This window comes from Nocardia veterana NBRC 100344 (assembly GCF_000308855.1).
In the GTDB taxonomy this organism is placed as follows: domain Bacteria; phylum Actinomycetota; class Actinomycetes; order Mycobacteriales; family Mycobacteriaceae; genus Nocardia; species Nocardia veterana.
On record NZ_BAGM01000055.1, the window covers coordinates 1 to 16,705 of the forward strand.

A 16,705-nucleotide genomic window follows, 5' to 3' on the forward strand; every position below is an offset into this window, starting at 1 on the left:
AGCCATGCCATGGCGTCAACGAGTCTGACGACAGCGACCTCCGGTCCGACGACGCAGGCATTCGCAGCGCAGGTCATCGACGGTCCCGACGGATTCGGCGGAGTCGCCGCCACACCGGAGTGGGCGCAGGAGATCAAGCGGCTCGCGCGTGAACGCAACGCCACCATCCTGGCGCACAACTACCAGCTACCCGAGATCCAGGACGTCGCCGACCACGTCGGTGATTCGCTGGCACTGTCGCGGATCGCCGCCCAGGTCCCGGAGGACACCATCGTGTTCTGCGGCGTGCACTTCATGGCCGAGACCGCGAAGATCCTCAGCCCGGACAAGACCGTGCTGATTCCGGATCAGCGTGCCGGTTGCTCGCTGGCCGACTCCATCACCGCCGACGAACTGCGCGCCTGGAAGGCCGAGCACCCCGGCGCGCTGGTGGTGTCCTACGTGAACACCACCGCGGCGGTGAAGGCGCTCACCGACATCTGCTGCACCTCCTCCAATGCCGTCGACGTGGTCGCCTCGATCGATCCCGAGCGCGAGGTGCTGTTCCTGCCCGACCAGTTCCTCGGCGCGCACGTCAAGCGCGTCACCGGGCGCGAGAACATGCACATCTGGGCCGGTGAATGCCACGTGCACGCCGGGATCAACGGGGACGAGCTGACCGAGCAGGCCCGCACCCATCCCGATGCCGAACTGTTCGTTCACCCCGAATGTGGTTGTGCCACCTCGGCCTTGTATCTCGCGGGCGAGGGCGCGTTCCCGGCTGACCGGGTCCACATCCTGTCCACCGGCGGCATGATCGACGCCGCGAAGAACGCGCAGTCGAGCCAGGTGCTGGTGGCCACCGAGATCGGCATGCTGCATCAGCTGCGAAAGGCCGCGCCGGACGTGGACTTCCAGGCCGTCAACGACCGCGCGTCCTGCCGGTACATGAAGATGATCACGCCGGCGGCGCTGCTGCGCTGCCTGACCGACAACCTCGACGAAGTGCACGTCGATCCGGAAACCGCCGCGCTGGCTCGCAATTCGGTGCAGCGGATGATCGCCATCGGTAACCCCGGCGGCGGCGAATAGCACCGGACTCGCCCCGGGCGAGCCGGAAAGGTTCGATCGATGATCTCGACGCCTTCGATCGGCTGGGAAGCCGAAGCAGATCTGGTGGTGATCGGTGGTGGTGTCGCGGGTTTGACCGCGGCCCGCGCCGCGTCGCTGCGGGGGTTACGGGTGCTGACCCTGAGCAAGGGTGGCCCGACCGATACGTCCACCCAGTACGCCCAGGGCGGCATCGCGGTCGTCGCGCCGGAGGGAGACACCGTCGATTCGCATGTCGCCGATACCGTCGACGCCGGTGCGGGACTGTGTGATCCGGAGGCCGTGCGATCGATCGTGGCCGGCGGTGGCGATGCGGTCGCGGCGCTCACCGATCTGGGCGCGGTCTTCGATCTCGGCCGCGACGGACGGGTGTCGCGCACCCGCGAGGGCGGGCACAGCACCCGGCGCATCATCCACGCCGGGGGCGACGCCACCGGAGCGGAGGTGCAGCGCGCCCTCAACGCCGCCGGGCTCCCGGTGCTGTTCGGCACCGCCGCTCTCGACATCGTCACCGGCCCCGACGGGGTGCGCGGGGTGGTTGTGGTCTCCGCACAGGGATTCGGCGTCGTGCACGCACCGGCGGTGCTGCTGGCCACCGGGGGATCGGGGCAGCTCTATGCCTGCAGCACCAATCCGCCCGGCGCGACCGCCGACGGGATCGCGCTCGCGCTGCGCGCTGGCGCCCTGGTCGCGGATCTGGAATTCCTGCAGTTCCACCCCACGGTGTTGTTCACGCCGGGTGGACTGGGGCGGCGACCGCTGATCAGTGAGGCGGTTCGCGGCGAGGGCGCGGTGCTGGTCGATTCGGCCGGGCAGGCGGTCACCGCCGGGGTCGATCCGCGCGGCGATCTGGCACCGCGCGACATCGTCTCCAAGGCGATCGCGGCCCGGATGCGAACCCTCGGCACCGATCACGTCTACCTGGACGCCCGCGCGATCGACGGTTTCGCTCAGCGCTTCCCGACGATCACCACCTCCTGCCGAGCCGCCGGCCTGGACCCGCACACCGACCTGATTCCGGTCGCCCCCGCCGCGCATTTCCAGTGCGGTGGCATCGTCACCGACACCCACGGGCGTACCACGGTGCCGGGGCTGTACGCCGCCGGTGAGGTGGCGCGAACCGGTCTGCACGGCGCGAATCGGCTGGCGTCGAACAGTTTGCTGGAGGGCCTGGTCGTGGGCGAGCGGGCCGGGGTGGCGGCGGCCGAGCGGATCGCGGTGAAGCCGGAGGTGACCATGGTGCCGGAACTGTCGCTGCCGCGCATCGACCGAACGGCGCTGCAGCAGTTGATGTCCGCCCATGCCGCCGTGGTGCGCGACGGTGACGGACTGCGCGCGGCCATGCTGCGGGTCCTGCATCTGCGTGGCAGCGCGGCAGGGCCGGACAGCGCGGCCGAGCCGGCAGGGCCGGACAGCGCGGTCGCGCCGGCAGGGCCGGACAGCGCGGCCGCGCCGGAGAACAGGGCGCGGCGAACCGGGCCGGAAGGGACCTGCGGGCTGTCGGCCGCACCGGATACCGCGTCGGATATCCCATTCCCGCACGGTGTTTCGCGCCTGCCCGGCGAGCAGGCCGGGATCCTGACCGCGGTCGAGGATGCCGCGCTGACCTTGACCGCACGCGCACTGCTGCTCGCGGCCACCGCTCGGGCCGAAAGCCGGGGCTGCCACACCCGATCCGATTACCCCGAGCCACGCGAGGAGTTGCGGCGCAGTGTCGCGATTCGGCTCGGCGCCGACGGCCGCCCCCAGGTGGTGACCGAACCACTCGAGGTCGCCGGCCCACAGCCCGTGGCGACCATCCGATGACCGCCCGCGCACGACATGCTGAGGAGTAGATGATGGCCCTGGATCCCGCACTCGACCGGGCGGAGCTGCTGACCCTGATTCGCACCGCGCTCGACGAGGATCTGCGCTACGGCCCCGATATCACCTCGGCCGCAACGGTTCCCGCGGATGCCACCGTCAAGGCGGCGATGGTGTCCCGGCAGCCGGGGACGGTGGCCGGCATCGATGTCGGGCTGCTGGTGCTCGACGAAGTGATCGGCGCGGGGAACTACGAGGTGACCGATCGGGTCGCCGACGGCACCCGCGTCGCACCCGGGGACGCGGTCCTCACCGTCGTGGCGCCGACCCGGCAACTGCTCACCGCCGAGCGCACCATGCTGAATCTGGTGACGCACATGTCCGGGATCGCCACCGCCACCGCCGCCTGGGTGGACGCGGTCGAGGGCACGAACTGCCGGATCCGCGACAGCCGCAAGACGTTGCCGGGATTGCGTGCGCTGCAGAAGTATTCGGTCCGGGTCGGGGGTGGCGTCAACCACCGCATGGGTCTCGGTGACGCCGCCCTGATCAAGGACAATCACGTGGTGGCCGCCGGGTCGGTGGTCGCGGCGCTGCGTGCGGTGCGCGAACTGAATCCGGAGATCGAGTGCGAGGTCGAGGTCGACAGTCTCGATCAACTCGACGCCGTGCTCGCCGAGGATGTCGAACTGGTGCTGCTGGACAATTTCCCGCTCTGGGCCACACAGGCCGCGGTGCAGCGCCGCAACAGCCGTTCGCCGCGCACGAAACTCGAATCCTCCGGCGGGCTTTCGCTCGCCTCGGCCGCCGACTATGCCCGCACCGGGGTGGACTATCTCGCGGTCGGCGCCCTGACGCATTCGGTGCGGGTGCTCGACCTGGGGCTGGATATGTGAGCCGGCGACCGTCGGCACGGGCGGCTCGTCCGTACCGGAGCGCGGGCGGGTCAGCTGGTGAGTTCGCGCTCGAGCGGGGTCCGGAATCGAGGGATGGCACGCACGTCGCCGTACCAGGCGGCGATGCGTTCGACCTCCGCGTCGATCAGAGCCTTCGCGTCTGCGCCGACGTCTTCCAGGAGTCGCCAGACGATCTCGCCGTCCGCCCGCTGCGCCCAGCCGCCGACGATGCGGCCGTCGACCCAGATACTGGGCCCGATATTGCCGTTGCTGTCGAACAGCGCGGGAGCATGCGGGCCGAGGAACCACTCACGGGACTGCCAGCCCATCGGGGTCGGATCGAGGGCGGGTAGCAGGGCTGCCCACGGTTCGGTGCCGGGATCGGGCTCCGCGTCGTCGGACAGAACCACTCCGGGCCGCCCGTCGAGATCCACCTCGGTCACGTCCAGACTCGACAGCACCTTGCGCACATCGGTTTTCGTCCAACCGGTCCACCAGGTCAGATCCTCGACCGGGGCCGGGCCGAAGGTGCGCAGCCAGCGGCGCGCCAGCTCGCCGCGGGCCGCGTCGAGCGCGATCGGCGCGGTCTGCGCGGGTAGCCAGGCCTCGCGCGGCGCCCAGGTGTACTGGCTGCTGGTCCATCCGCCGTTGGGCCGCCCGCGCACGATCAGCCCGTCGCAGCCGAGGATGACCAGCACCCAGGTGGTGATGTTGGTCGGCTTCGAATACGGCTTACCGGGCGCGGTGTCGACCTGGGTGCGCAGCCGGGGCAGCGCGGCCGACAGCTGGGCGCCGGTCGCGCTGCCGCGCGCCAGCAGTTCCCGATGCGTTTCGTCGGCGACCTCGGCCAGCCAGGCTTCGATATCGCCCTCGACCACCTGCTTCAGGTATTTGCCGTAGTTTCGCCGCTGTTTCACCGCGAGTGCGTCGGCCACCGCGGCCTGGAGCACCGGAACCAGATCGACCGGCACCACGAACATGGTGCGCCGCATGGCGAGCATGCGCAGCAGCGTCCGGTCGTCGTAGAGAGCTCGTTCGACATCGGCGGGTGTCAGCCCGCGGGTCCGGGCATGGACGGACAGGAATACGGTCGCCGGGTCCGTCGCGTGCAGGGCGACCATCGACCGGGCGATATCGGTGGGATCGGTGCCACGGGCCGATGCCGCGAGCCGGTGGCGACGAGCGAGCCGAGTGCGTCGCTGAGCGACGGATATCGAACGCATGATCGAATGGTAGTCCACGCCGCCCGACCGGACCGCCGCTCGGCCCGGTTCGCGTGCGCCGGTCGGCCGGTCGCCACACTCGTGCGCCGCGCCGTAACGGGCGCCCCGTCGGTGCCGACCGCGGGAACACTCGGCCCCACACGCCCGTTGGTCATGGCGTCGATTCGAACGAAGCGGGCGAATTTCGCCGCACGGAGGAGGCGCAATGACGGACACGCCCTCGATTTCGCACTGGAACGGCGCGGATCTGGATCTGCCGGCGTACTTCGAACGCATCGGATTCACCGCGAAGCCGGAACCGACGGTGCAGACCCTGCACGCCCTGCAGTACGCGCACACCACGACCATCCCGTTCGAGAATCTCGAGCCCGTGCTGCATCGCCCGGTGCTGATCGACCTCCCGTCGGTGCAGGACAAGATCGTTCGATCCCGCCGCGGCGGCTACTGCTACGAGCACGTCGGCCTGTTCGCCGCCGCCCTGGAACGTCTCGGGTTCGGGGTGACGGGGTTGCACGGCCGGGTGAGTATGGGCGCGCGCGGCTTCCGGCCGGCGACGCATGCCCTGCTGCGGGTCACCACGGCAGACGACGACCGAGTGTGGTTGTGCGACGTGGGTTTCGGCGCCGGGCCGCTCGCGCCGCTCGAGTTGAATCCCGATGCGGGGGAAGTGCGCGCCGGCGATTGGCGGTTCCGTCTCGAACCGACCCGCGGCGACCTCGACACCGAGCTGTGGGTGCTGCATCACTACGCCCGCGACGGGTGGATCGACCGGCACAGCTTCACGATGAATCCGCAATATCCGATCGACTACGCGGTCGGTAACCACTTCGTGTCGACCTCACCGCGGTCGCCGTTCGTGAGCCGCCCGTACATCCAGCGGTTCCGGCCGGACCGCCACGACATCATCGACAGCACCACCTGGATCACCGAATATCCGGACGGCACCTCCCACAGCCGGGAGCTGACAGCGGCCGAACTGCCGAAGACGTTGTCCGCCGAATTCGATATCGATCTCGACGATGCCGACGCCGCCCGGCTGGCGGCGGGAGAATGGTTGCGGGCCTGAACCGGTGGCCCGCGCGGCGGGTGGCAATTGCCGGGCGCGGTCCGCGCGCGGCGGTAGGGTCGGCCGCGTGCGCACCGGATCGAAACTGTTCGCCCTGATCGCCGCCCCGACGCTCGCCCTGGCCGGCTGTTCCGGCGACAGCTCCGCCGACCGGCTCGATCGCAGCGTGCGCGCCTTCGCCGAGGCACTGACGCACGGCGACGCGGCGGCGGCCGCGGCCGTGACCTCCGATCCCGGCCGGGCCTCCGCCACGCTCGGCGCGCTGTTCGACAGCCTCGGCAAGAAGGTGCAGGTCGACGTGACATCGGTCGACACCACCGACCGAGGCGCCACGTTCACCCTCGCCAGCACCTGGAAATTCGGCACCGCGGGCAACCAGTGGACATACTCGACCACCGGCACCGCCGAGGAATCCGGTGACGACTGGAAGGTGCGCTGGACTCCGGCGACCGTCGCGCCCGGCCTCGACACCGGTCCACTGGCCTACGAGACCGTGGCCCCGCAGCCTGCGGCCCGGGTACTCGGTCGCGACGGCGCGGAACTGCTCACGCAGCAGGTGGTCACGCTCGTCCAGCCGGGTCCGGGCGCCGACGTGGATGCCCTTGCCGCCCTGCTGAATCCGATCGATCCGTCGATCACGGCCGCGAGCCTGCGCCAGGAACTGGATCGCGCTCAGCGCAAACCGGTCACCGCGATCGCTTTGCGCGCAAGCGATCTCGCGCCGGTGCAGGACCGCCTTGCCGCCCTACCGAATGTCACCCTTGCCCCGCAGACCCGATTGCTGACCGTCGACAAGACTCTCGCCTCGCCCACGCTGTCGGGCCTGTCCGAGCTGTGGCAGCACGAGACGGATGCCGCCGCCGGCTGGGCGGTGCGCGCGCAGGCCGCCGACGGTGCGCACATCGTCGGCGGGCAGCAGCCCAAACCCGTCGCCGACATCGCCACCACCCTCGATGCCGGGATGCTGCGCCGGGCCGAGGCCGCGCTCGCGCCGATTCCGACGCCCGCCGCCATGGTCGTCCTGCGGCCGTCCACCGGCGATGTGCTGGCCGTGGGCCAGAATTCACCCGCCGACGCCCAGGGACCCATCGCCCTGACCGGGCTGTATCCGCCCGGCTCGACGTTCAAGACGGTCACCGTGTCGGCCGCACTTCAGGACGGTCGGATCACCGCCGACACCCCCGTCGCCTGCCCGGGCACCGAGAACATCGAGGGCCGGCAGATCCCCAACGACAACAACTTCGACCTGGGGACCGTGCCGCTACACACTGCCTTCGCCCGGTCCTGCAACACCACGATGGGCCGGCTCGCGGTGGATCTGCCCCCTGATTCCCTCACCCACACCGCCGCCCAGCTCGGACTCGGCGTCGATTTCACCGCTCCCGGAATGACCACGGTGACCGGAAAGGTGCCGACCGCCGATACTCCCGCGCTGCGGGTCGAGGAGGGCATCGGCCAGGGCCGGGTGACGGCCTCGCCGTTCGGGATGGCGTTGGTCGCCGCGACCGTCGCCCGTGGTTCGGTCCCTGCCCCGGTCATCGTCGCCGGTGCGCCCGCGAAGGCCGACCAGGCTCCACCGCCGATTCCCGCCGCCGTGCTCGATCAGGTGAAATCCATGATGCGCGAGACGATTACGAACGGCACGGCGACCGCACTGGCCGACATTCCCGGCATGCTGGGCAAGACCGGCACCGCGGAGTACATCGACAACACCCACGCCCACGGATGGTTCGTCGGCATCGACGGTGATCTGGCCTTGGCGGTGTTCGTCAGCGACGCCGGCAGCTCGGCCCCGGCGGTCGAAGCGGCCGGACGTTTCCTGCGGAATCAGTAGGAACCGGTCACACTTCGACGTGAATTTGGTCACAAATGTACTCGGTGTATAGCGGAGTGATCTCGCCCGCATCGCACAGTTGTCACACATCCGCCGCACAGATCTCGCTCTGGTGTCAAAGCGGCCCGTCACGCCCGCTACACTCGTCCGGGAACACGCGCGGGACATGACCCCGCGCGCGGTAAGTCACGGATCGCGGAGAAACTCGGAGTAGTGCCATCGAAACCGGCCAAGTGATCGCAGGGCATTACCGCCTGGTCGAGCGGATTGGTAGCGGCGGCACAGGCGTCGTCTGGCGTGCCGTCGACGAACGCCTCGAGCGGTCCGTTGCGATCAAGCAGATCCTCACCCAGCCCAGTCTGCCCCCGGGTGAGAAGGAGATCGTGCGCCAGCGCGCCTCTCGGGAAGCCCGCAACGCGGCACGCTTCCAGCACCCCAATGCGATCGTGGTCTTCGATATCACCGATCACGAGGGCGATCCCTGCCTGATCATGGAGTATCTGCCCTCGCAGAGCCTGGCCGTGGTGCTGTCCTCGCAGGGCACCCTGCCGCTGCCGCAGGTGGCGCGCATCGGTGAGCAGGTGGCCTCGGCGCTGGTGGCCGCCCACCGGGCCGGCATCGTGCATCGCGATATCAAGCCGGGCAATGTGCTGCTCGGTGACAACGGCACCGTGAAGATCACCGACTTCGGCATTTCCAAGGCCAAGGGCGATGTCACGCTGACCGCGACCGGATTGATCTCCGGTACCGCGGCCTATCTGGCGCCCGAGGTCGCGCGCGGCGCCGAGCCCACCCCGGCCGCCGACGTCTTCGCTTTGGGCGCAACGCTTTTCCACGCGCTCGAGGGTGAGCCGCCGTACGGCACCAACCCGAATCCGCTGGCGCTGCTCTACGCCGCGGCCAACGGTCAGCTCAGCCAGCCGCGCAATGCCGGCCCGCTCACCGACCTGCTGCTGGATCTGCTCAGCTTCGAGCCGGAGGATCGGCCGAGCATGACCGAGGTGCGCGATCAGCTGGCCGATTTCGCCGATCAGGGCGTCGATGCCGAATCCACCCGGATGCTGGCCACCCACCGCGGCGCGTCCCGCCGTCAGGCCACCCGCACCCTGGATCGTCGTGCGGCGCAGGCCGATATCTCCACCGCGGAGATGATGGCCACCGCCGCCGTGCTGTCCGAACCCGAGATGCAGCCGGTGCGTCCCGCCGCCGCCGCGCATCCGACCCGGTCCAACCCGGTGCCCGCCACCGCCGCCGAATCCGCGCCCACCCGTAATGCCAAGCCCTGGGTCTTCGCCGGTGGTTTCGCCGCTGGTCTGGTGATCGTCGCGGCGGCGCTGTATCTGATGTTCGGCGGCGCGAAGACGGAATCGCCGGGATCGCAGGCGAATTCGCAGTCCGCCACCGCCACCGCGCAGTCCGGTACCTCGACGCAGAGCGTGGCCGCGGTGGGGCAGACCAAGAGCGCCGGCAAGGCCGATGTCGGCTCGGCCGCCGGGGTGATTCAGAACTTCTACGATGCGCTGGTCGATCAGAACGCCGGTACCGCGTGGAATCTGCTCACCCCCGCCGCGCAGCAGGTGTACGGCGGCCAGCAGGCGTTCGCCACCTACTGGAAGCAGAATCAGATCACCGCCTACAACACCATCGAAGGCGCCCGCGGCGCCGGCAGCAGCACCAACTCCGATGGATCGGTGGACATGTCGGTCGCGAGTATCACCTACGGCGGTTCGTCCAAGTCGATCGAGCTGCGGGTCGTCGTCGGCAGCAACGGGCATCTGCTGATCGACAGCGACACCCACTGAGCCGAATGCGGGCGCCTTCCGGTTCGCTCCGTTGCGAAAGTCGTTGTCTCGCACGGTCTTCCCGTCTACACCAGGGGCGTGGTGCGGCCGGCGTCGGCTGTCCGTCCCCGCTGGTGTCCCGGTAGTGTCGCACGCGTGAGCACTCGGCAGCTGCTGGACGAGGAACGGGCCGACCTGATCGCGCTCCTGCGTGATTTGAGCGAGGAGGAATGGGAGGCTCCCTCGCTGTGCGCGGGGTGGCGGGTTCGTGATGTGGTGGGGCACCTGCTCTACGACGAGATCTCCCTGCCGGGCTACGCCCGCTTCGCTCTCCGCCACCGGTTGAACACGGATCGGGTCAACAACCGTCTGGTCGACCGGGTGCGGAACCTGACCACGGCCGAGCTGCTCGCGCGGTTCGAGAACTCCGGGCAGCGCATCACCGGCGCCTGGCCGCGCCTCGGGTTGGCCGATATCCTGGTGCACCACCAGGACATTCGCCGACCACTCGGCCGCCCGCGCGAGATCCCCGCCGACCGCTTGATCGCGGTCCTCCGGCACCCCGATCCGTTCGCCGCACCCCGGAAGTACACCCGGGGCCTGCGCTTCGTCGCCACCGATGTGGAGTGGTCCGCCGGTTCCGGCCCGGAAGTCCGGGGGCCGGGCGAAGCGCTGGCCCTGGCCGTGGTGGGACGTGCCGTCGTCCTCGACGAGCTCACCGGGGCCGGAGTGGCGACGCTGCGCCGGCGCCACGGCGTCTGATCCACCCCCGAGCCGCGCTACCGCGCAGCGGTTTCGGTGTCGGCGGCCCAGTCGGTGAGCAAGCGGAGCGCGGTCGCGCTGGGCGAATCCGGCTCGACCGTATGCATGATCAACGCCTGGTCGGGGTCGTCGGGTAGCCGGAGGGTTTCGAAAGCGAGGTCGAGGCGGCCGACGACCGGATGGCGGTACACGTAGCGGCCGTGAGTCTTGTCCTTCAGCTCGTGCCGCAGCCACAGCTGCTCGAAAACCGGCTCCCGCCGCCGTAATTCGTCGATCAGTGCCGCGATGCCGTCGTCTCCGGGGTGGCGGCCGGCGTCCAGCCGCAGATAGGCGACGACATCGGCGGCCTTGGCCGGCCAATCCTCGTACAGCTCGCGCATCCCCTCGTCGAAGAACACCAGCCGCGCCAGGTTTCGCTGCGCCGGTGGCAACACGCCGAAGTCGGTGATCAGCGCCGCCGCCGCCCGATTCCAGGCCAGGACGTCGGTGCCGCGACCGACGATGTAGGACGGGGTCTCGGCGCTGTCGAGCAACCGCCGCAGTCCGGGCCGGACCTGCTGCGCCGCAACGGGTTCGACGCCCGACCAGGGCCGGGCCAGCCGATACAGGTGATCACGCTCCAGCGGATTCAGCCGCAACGCCCGCGCCACGGCGTCGAGCACCGATTCCGAGAAGTGCAGGGTGCGGCCCTGTTCCAGGCGCACGTAGTGGTCCACGCTGACCCCCGCCAGCAGCGCCAGCTCCTCCCGGCGCAAACCCGGCACCCGGCGCCGGGTGCCGTGCTCGGCCAGGCCGACTTCCTCCGGCCGCAGGCGGGCGCGGCGCGATCGCAGGAATTCGCCGAGTTCGGCGCGTCGATCCAGACTCATGTCACCAGTATCGCGGGCTCGCGGCCGGGAAGCCTGGTCACCGCATGCCCAGGCTCGGCGCGCACTGGTAGGCCGTCGCGCCGCCGACGAATCTGATTCCGGGGCCGCCATCGGGGCGGCGCCGGAACGAGGAGACGAACGAATGAGCACGCTGCGCCGCTTCGGTAGCACCGGAATGGATATCACCCCGCTGGGTTTCGGTACCTGGGTCATCTCCGGGTCCGGTTGGCAGTACTCGTGGGGCGCCACCGACGACGCCGACTCCGTGGCCGCCATCCGGCACGCGGTCGATCGGGGCGTCAACTGGATCGACACCGCCGCGGCCTACGGACTCGGCCACGCCGAAGAACTGGTCGGCCGGGCACTGGCCGGCATCCCCGAGCGCGAACGCCCCTATCTGTTCACCAAGGCCGGACTGATCTGGGAGGACGGCGACGACCCCAACGGTCCGCCGCTGCGAGTGCTGACCCCGGCCTCCATCCGCCGGGAACTGGAATCCTCGCTGCGCCGCCTCGGCACCGACCACCTCGACCTGTATCAGGTGCACTGGCCCGCGACCGGCGCCCGCTTCGTCTACGGCGCCGAGGGGGAGCCGACCGACGCCGCCACCCCGCTCGAGGAGTACTGGCAGGTAATGGCCGACCTGCGCAAGGAAGGCAAGGTGCGAGCCATCGGACTGTCCAATCACGATGTGCGCCAATTGGAGCGGGCCGAGGCCGTCGCCCACGTCGACGCGATCCAGCCGCCGTTCTCCGCGCTCAACCGCACCGCCGCGCCGGAGATCGCTTGGGCGGCGGCACACGACACCGGGGTCATCGTCTATTCGCCCCTGCAGTCGGGCCTGCTGACCGGTGCGTTCACCGCCGATCGGGTGCTCGGGGCCGACGACTGGCGCCGCAACTATCCCGAATTCACCACCGAGCTGCCGACCAATCTCGCCTTCGTCGATGCGCTGCGTCCGATCGCCGCCCGGCACGGCGCCGCGGTCGCCGAGGTGGCGCTGGCCTGGGCGACCGCGTGGCCCGGTATCACCGGAGCGATCGTGGGCGCCCGCACGCCGGACCAGATCGACGGGTGGATCGGTGCCCACGACCTGACGCTCACCGCCGCCGATCTCGACGACATCGCCGCGGCCCTGGCTGCCACCGGGGCCGGCACCGGGCCCGTGCGGCCGTGAACCGCCGACCCGACACCGGAAGGAGAAACACCGTGGTCCTGCAGGTGGTAGCCGAACTGCATGCCCGTCCGGGCGAGGAGGACCGGTTGCGCACCGCCCTGGAGGCGATGATCGAACCGTCCCTCGCGGAACCCGGATGCTTGGACTATCGGCCCTATGCCGATCCGAACGAGCCCGCCCGGATGGTCGTGGTGGAACGCTGGCGCGGGCCCGACGACCTGGACGCCCATTTCGCGACCCCGCATTTCCGGCATGTCGCCGAGGTCCTGGACCGGATTCTCGCCACGCCCATGACGGTGTCGCGCCTGGTCCCGGAATGAGCGGTCGCGACGGGAGCCGGATGCGGGTGTGCGGCCGCATCCGGCTCGGGCGGCGGATATCGGCTGGCGCCGACCCGATAGGCTGGTAGGCGGTCCGGAGCTTTCGCTTCGATGTGATGACCAGCACAGACCGGCCGGACAGACAAGGATTTCACACCGCTATGACTAGCCGCATCGAGCTCGCCCGCGTGGATCTGCGCGGACGTACGCCCTCCGCTGCCGAACTGCGCGCGGCACTGCCGCGTGGGGGAGTGGACGTGGACTCGGTGCTGCATCATGTGCGGCCGGTGGTGGAGGCGATCCGCGATCGCGGGGTCGAGGCCGCGCAGGAGTTCAGCGCGAAATTCGACGGCATCGCCCCGGCGAGCGTGCGCGTCCCGGCCGCCGAATTGGACAAGGCCCTCGCCGAACTGGATCCGGCGGTGCGCGCGGCGCTCGAGGTGGCCATCGAACGCACTCGCAAGGTGCACGCCGACCAGCGCCGCACCGACACCACCACCGAGGTGGTGCCCGGCGGCACCGTCACCGAACGCTGGGTGCCGGTCGAGCGGGTCGGTCTTTACGTGCCCGGCGGCAATGCCGTCTACCCGTCCAGCGTCGTCATGAACGTCGTCCCCGCGCAGGCCGCGGGCGTGGACTCACTGGTGGTGGCCTCGCCGCCGCAAGCCCAGTTCGGCGGACTGCCGCATCCGACGATTCTCGCCGCGGCGAAACTGCTCGGCGTCGAGGAGGTGTGGGCGGTCGGCGGCGCCCAGGCGGTCGCGTTGCTGTCCTACGGCGGCACCGACACCGACGGCGCGCAGCTCGCGCCCGTCGACATGATCACCGGGCCGGGCAACATCTACGTCACCGCCGCCAAGCGGCTGTGCCGCGGCCTGGTCGGCATCGACGCCGAGGCCGGTCCCACCGAGATCGCGATCCTCGCCGACGCCACCGCCGATCCGGCGCACGTGGCCGCCGACCTGATCTCCCAGGCCGAACACGATGTGCTCGCCGCCAGCGTGCTCGTCACCGACAGCGTGGCACTGGCCGATGCGGTCGACGCCGCGATCACCACCCAGCTCGCGGTGGTCAAGCATCGGCAGCGGGTCTCGGAGGCGTTGTCCGGCAAGCAGTCCGGGGTCGTGCTCGTCGACGACATCGAGCAGGGGTTGCGGGTGGTCAACGCCTACGCCGCCGAACACCTCGAGATCCAGACCGCCGACGCGGCCGCGGTCGCCGGACGGGTCCGCAGCGCGGGCGCGGTGTTCGTCGGCGCCTGGTCGCCGGTGAGCCTCGGCGACTACTGCGCCGGATCGAATCACGTCCTGCCCACCGCCGGGTGCGCGCGCCACTCCTCGGGGCTGAGCGTGCAGACCTTCCTGCGCGGTATCCACGTCGTCGAATACAGCGAGGCCGCGTTGAAAGACGTTGCCGGACATGTGGTCTCGCTGGCCAATGCCGAGGATCTGCCCGCGCACGGCCAGGCCGTGCAGGTGCGTTTCGAGGCCCTGTCATGACCGCGACCGCCGATATCCCGGGCGCCGCGGCGACCCTCGACGATCTGCCGCTGCGCGAGAACCTGCGCGGTAAGAGCCCGTACGGCGCACCGCAATTGGCGGTGCCGGTGCAGCTGAACACCAACGAGAATCCGCACCCGCCGAGCCGGGCGCTGATCGACGATGTGGCCGAATCCATCCGCGCCGCCGCCGCCGACCTGCACCGCTACCCCGACCGCGACGCGGTGGCGCTGCGCACCGACCTGGCCGCGTACCTGACCCGCCAGACCGGTGTCACCGTGCAGACGGCGAACGTGTGGGCGGCCAACGGCTCCAACGAGATTCTGCAGCAGCTGCTGCAGGCCTTCGGCGGACCCGGCCGCAGCGCACTCGGCTTCGTGCCCTCGTATTCGATGCACCCGATCATCTCCGAGGGCATCGATACCGAGTGGATGGAGGCCAAGCGCAACAGCGACTTCTCCCTAGACATCGACTACGCGGCCGCGGTGATCGCCGATCGCCGCCCCGATGTGGTGTTCGTGACCAGCCCGAACAATCCGACCGGGCATTCGATCGCCCTCGCCGATCTCGAACGCCTGCTCGCGGTGGCGCCGGGGATCGTGGTGGTCGACGAGGCGTACGGCGAGTTCTCCGCCGCGCCCAGCGCACTCGCGCTCATCGACCGGTATCCGGCGAAGCTGGTGGTCAGCCGCACCATGAGCAAGGCCTTCGCCTTCGCCGGTGGGCGGCTCGGCTATCTGGTCGCCGCGCCCGCGGTGATCGAGGCGATGCTGCTGGTGCGGCTGCCATACCACCTGTCGGTGGTGACCCAGGCCGCCGCCCGCGCCGCGCTGCGCCACGCCGACGAAACGCTGGCCAGTGTCGCCGAACTCGCCGCGCAGCGCGAACGAGTGGCGAAGGCGTTGCGGGAGATGGGTTTCGAGGTGGTCACCTCGGATGCGAACTTCCTGCTGTTCGGCTACTTCGCCGACGCACCCCGCACCTGGCAGCGCTATCTGAACGAGGGCGTGCTGATCCGCGACGTCGGCATTCCCGGCTATCTGCGCACCACCATCGGACTGGCCGCCGAGAACGACGAATTCCTGCGGGTGAGCGAGTTGCTGGTGACCACCGAGGTGATCTCCCGATGAGTACGGAAGCGAGTATGAATCGAACCGCCCGGGTGGAACGCACCACCCGCGAATCCAGCATCGTGGTCGAGTTGAATCTCGACGGCACCGGCAAGACCGACATCTCCACCGGTGTGCCGTTCTACGACCATATGCTCACCGCCTTCGGCCAGCACGGCAGCTTCGATCTGACCGTGCAGGCCAAGGGCGATATCGAGATCGAGGCGCATCACACCGTCGAGGACACCGCCATCGTCATCGGGCAGGCGCTCGGCGAGGCCCTGGGAGACAAGAAGGGCATCCGCCGCTTCGGCGACTGCTACATCCCGATGGACGAAACCCTCGCCCACGCCGTCGTCGACGTGTCCGGCCGGCCGTACTGCGTCCACGAGGGCGAGCCGGAGCGGCTGCTGCACACCGTGATTCCCAGCGCCGGTCCCGGTGCGTCGTATTCCACGGTGCTGAACCGGCACGTCTTCGAGTCGATCGCCCTCAACGCCCGCATCGCCCTGCACGTGCGGGTGCTGTACGGCCGCGATCAGCACCACATCACCGAGGCCGAATTCAAGGCGGTCGCACGAGCGTTGCGCGCCGCCGTCGAGCCGGACCCCCGGGTCACCGGTGTGCCGTCCACGAAGGGAACGCTGTGAAATCGGTTGTGCTGCTGGACTACGGCTCCGGCAATCTGCATTCCGCGGCGCGCGCGCTGGCCCGCACCGGCGCCGAGGTCACCGTCACCGCCGATCCGCAGGCCGCGCTGAACGCCGACGGCCTGGTCGTGCCCGGCGTCGGCGCCTTCGCCGCGTGCATGGCCGGGCTGACGCAGGTCCGCGGGGAGCGGATCATCGGGACCCGGCTCGCCGGCGGCCGTCCGGTGCTCGGCATCTGCGTGGGCATGCAGATCATGTTCGAGCGCGGCGTCGAGTTCGGGGTCGAATCCGAGGGCTGCGGGCAGTGGCCGGGCACGGTGGAACGGCTTCCGGCGCAGGTACTTCCGCACATGGGCTGGAACACCGTGCAGGCTCCCGCCGACAGTGTGCTGTTCGCCGGGATGGATCCCGAGACCCGTTTCTACTTCGTGCACTCCTATGCGGCGCAGAAGTGGGAGTGGGACGACAACGGCACCATCGCCCCGGCGAAACTGATCTGGGCCGAACACGGCGGGCCGTTCCTCGCCGCAGTGGAGAACGGGCCGCTGTGCGCCACCCAGTTCCACCCGGAGAAGTCGGGTGACGCCGGTGCGCAGCTGCTGCGCAACTGGGTCGGCTCGCTGTAGG

At 69.9% G+C, this 16,705-nt stretch carries 15 protein-coding genes; 13 read left to right on the top strand and 2 right to left on the bottom strand.

Annotated elements, in window-relative coordinates:
• Nucleotides 1-9: 9 nt before the first annotated feature.
• The 3 genes from nadA to nadC are packed head-to-tail and all read left to right on the top strand — an operon-like array spanning nucleotide 10 to nucleotide 3,788.
• On the top strand, nucleotides 10-1,071 hold the full coding sequence (gene nadA / locus ON37_RS09255; RefSeq protein WP_051031386.1) for a quinolinate synthase NadA: 1,062 nt from the start codon (nucleotides 10-12) through the stop codon (nucleotides 1,069-1,071).
• 39 nt (nucleotides 1,072-1,110) lie between these two features.
• Nucleotides 1,111-2,895 carry an L-aspartate oxidase gene (locus ON37_RS09260; RefSeq protein WP_210742585.1) on the top strand — a complete coding sequence of 595 codons (1,785 nt, stop codon included), beginning with the start codon at nucleotides 1,111-1,113 and terminating at the stop codon, nucleotides 2,893-2,895.
• A 32-nt stretch (nucleotides 2,896-2,927) separates the two neighbouring features.
• Nucleotides 2,928-3,788: a carboxylating nicotinate-nucleotide diphosphorylase gene (nadC, locus tag ON37_RS09265; protein ID WP_040718478.1), complete on the top strand. Its 861-nt coding sequence runs from the start codon at nucleotides 2,928-2,930 to the stop codon at nucleotides 3,786-3,788.
• 50 nt (nucleotides 3,789-3,838) lie between these two features.
• On the opposite strand, the gene ON37_RS09270 is transcribed toward nadC, so the two are convergent.
• Nucleotides 3,839-5,011, bottom strand: a complete 1,173-nt coding sequence (locus ON37_RS09270) for a winged helix DNA-binding domain-containing protein (RefSeq protein ID WP_040718479.1) — start codon at nucleotides 5,009-5,011, stop codon at nucleotides 3,839-3,841.
• A 205-nt stretch (nucleotides 5,012-5,216) separates the two neighbouring features.
• Here ON37_RS09270 and ON37_RS09275 point away from each other — a divergent pair, with 205 nt between their 5' ends.
• From ON37_RS09275 to ON37_RS09290, 4 genes are all read left to right on the top strand, one after another.
• Entirely contained in the window at nucleotides 5,217-6,077 is an 861-nt protein-coding gene (locus ON37_RS09275) for an arylamine N-acetyltransferase family protein (RefSeq protein ID WP_040718451.1), read from the top strand.
• 67 nt (nucleotides 6,078-6,144) lie between these two features.
• Nucleotides 6,145-7,911 carry a penicillin-binding transpeptidase domain-containing protein gene (locus tag ON37_RS09280; RefSeq protein ID WP_051031388.1) on the top strand — a complete coding sequence of 589 codons (1,767 nt, stop codon included), beginning with the start codon at nucleotides 6,145-6,147 and terminating at the stop codon, nucleotides 7,909-7,911.
• A gap of 233 nt (nucleotides 7,912-8,144) precedes the next feature.
• Complete coding sequence (locus tag ON37_RS09285; protein WP_040718452.1) at nucleotides 8,145-9,713, top strand: serine/threonine-protein kinase; 1,569 nt, start codon at nucleotides 8,145-8,147, stop codon at nucleotides 9,711-9,713.
• Between the two features lie 135 nt (nucleotides 9,714-9,848).
• Nucleotides 9,849-10,454 carry a maleylpyruvate isomerase family mycothiol-dependent enzyme gene (locus ON37_RS09290; protein WP_040718453.1) on the top strand — a complete coding sequence of 202 codons (606 nt, stop codon included), beginning with the start codon at nucleotides 9,849-9,851 and terminating at the stop codon, nucleotides 10,452-10,454.
• A gap of 17 nt (nucleotides 10,455-10,471) precedes the next feature.
• Here ON37_RS09290 and ON37_RS09295 read toward each other — a convergent pair whose 3' ends face one another.
• Complete coding sequence (locus ON37_RS09295; protein ID WP_040718454.1) at nucleotides 10,472-11,323, bottom strand: helix-turn-helix transcriptional regulator; 852 nt, start codon at nucleotides 11,321-11,323, stop codon at nucleotides 10,472-10,474.
• A 142-nt stretch (nucleotides 11,324-11,465) separates the two neighbouring features.
• Here ON37_RS09295 and ON37_RS09300 point away from each other — a divergent pair, with 142 nt between their 5' ends.
• From ON37_RS09300 to hisH, 6 genes are all read left to right on the top strand, one after another.
• Nucleotides 11,466-12,500 carry an aldo/keto reductase gene (locus tag ON37_RS09300; protein ID WP_040718455.1) on the top strand — a complete coding sequence of 345 codons (1,035 nt, stop codon included), beginning with the start codon at nucleotides 11,466-11,468 and terminating at the stop codon, nucleotides 12,498-12,500.
• Between the two features lie 32 nt (nucleotides 12,501-12,532).
• On the top strand, nucleotides 12,533-12,820 hold the full coding sequence (locus ON37_RS09305; protein WP_040718456.1) for a putative quinol monooxygenase: 288 nt from the start codon (nucleotides 12,533-12,535) through the stop codon (nucleotides 12,818-12,820).
• A 161-nt stretch (nucleotides 12,821-12,981) separates the two neighbouring features.
• On the top strand, nucleotides 12,982-14,319 hold the full coding sequence (gene hisD, locus ON37_RS09310; protein WP_040718457.1) for a histidinol dehydrogenase: 1,338 nt from the start codon (nucleotides 12,982-12,984) through the stop codon (nucleotides 14,317-14,319).
• Nucleotides 14,316-15,449, top strand: coding sequence for a histidinol-phosphate transaminase (locus ON37_RS09315; RefSeq protein WP_040718458.1), 1,134 nt, complete (start codon nucleotides 14,316-14,318; stop codon nucleotides 15,447-15,449). Before hisD ends, ON37_RS09315 begins: the two co-directional genes overlap by 4 nt.
• Entirely contained in the window at nucleotides 15,446-16,078 is a 633-nt protein-coding gene (gene hisB, locus ON37_RS09320; RefSeq protein WP_083892850.1) for an imidazoleglycerol-phosphate dehydratase HisB, read from the top strand. Before ON37_RS09315 ends, hisB begins: the two co-directional genes overlap by 4 nt.
• Nucleotides 16,075-16,704: an imidazole glycerol phosphate synthase subunit HisH gene (hisH, locus tag ON37_RS09325; RefSeq protein WP_040718460.1), complete on the top strand. Its 630-nt coding sequence runs from the start codon at nucleotides 16,075-16,077 to the stop codon at nucleotides 16,702-16,704. The genes hisB and hisH overlap by 4 nt, the downstream gene beginning before the upstream one ends.
• The last annotated feature ends 1 nt before the right edge of the window (nucleotide 16,705 follow it).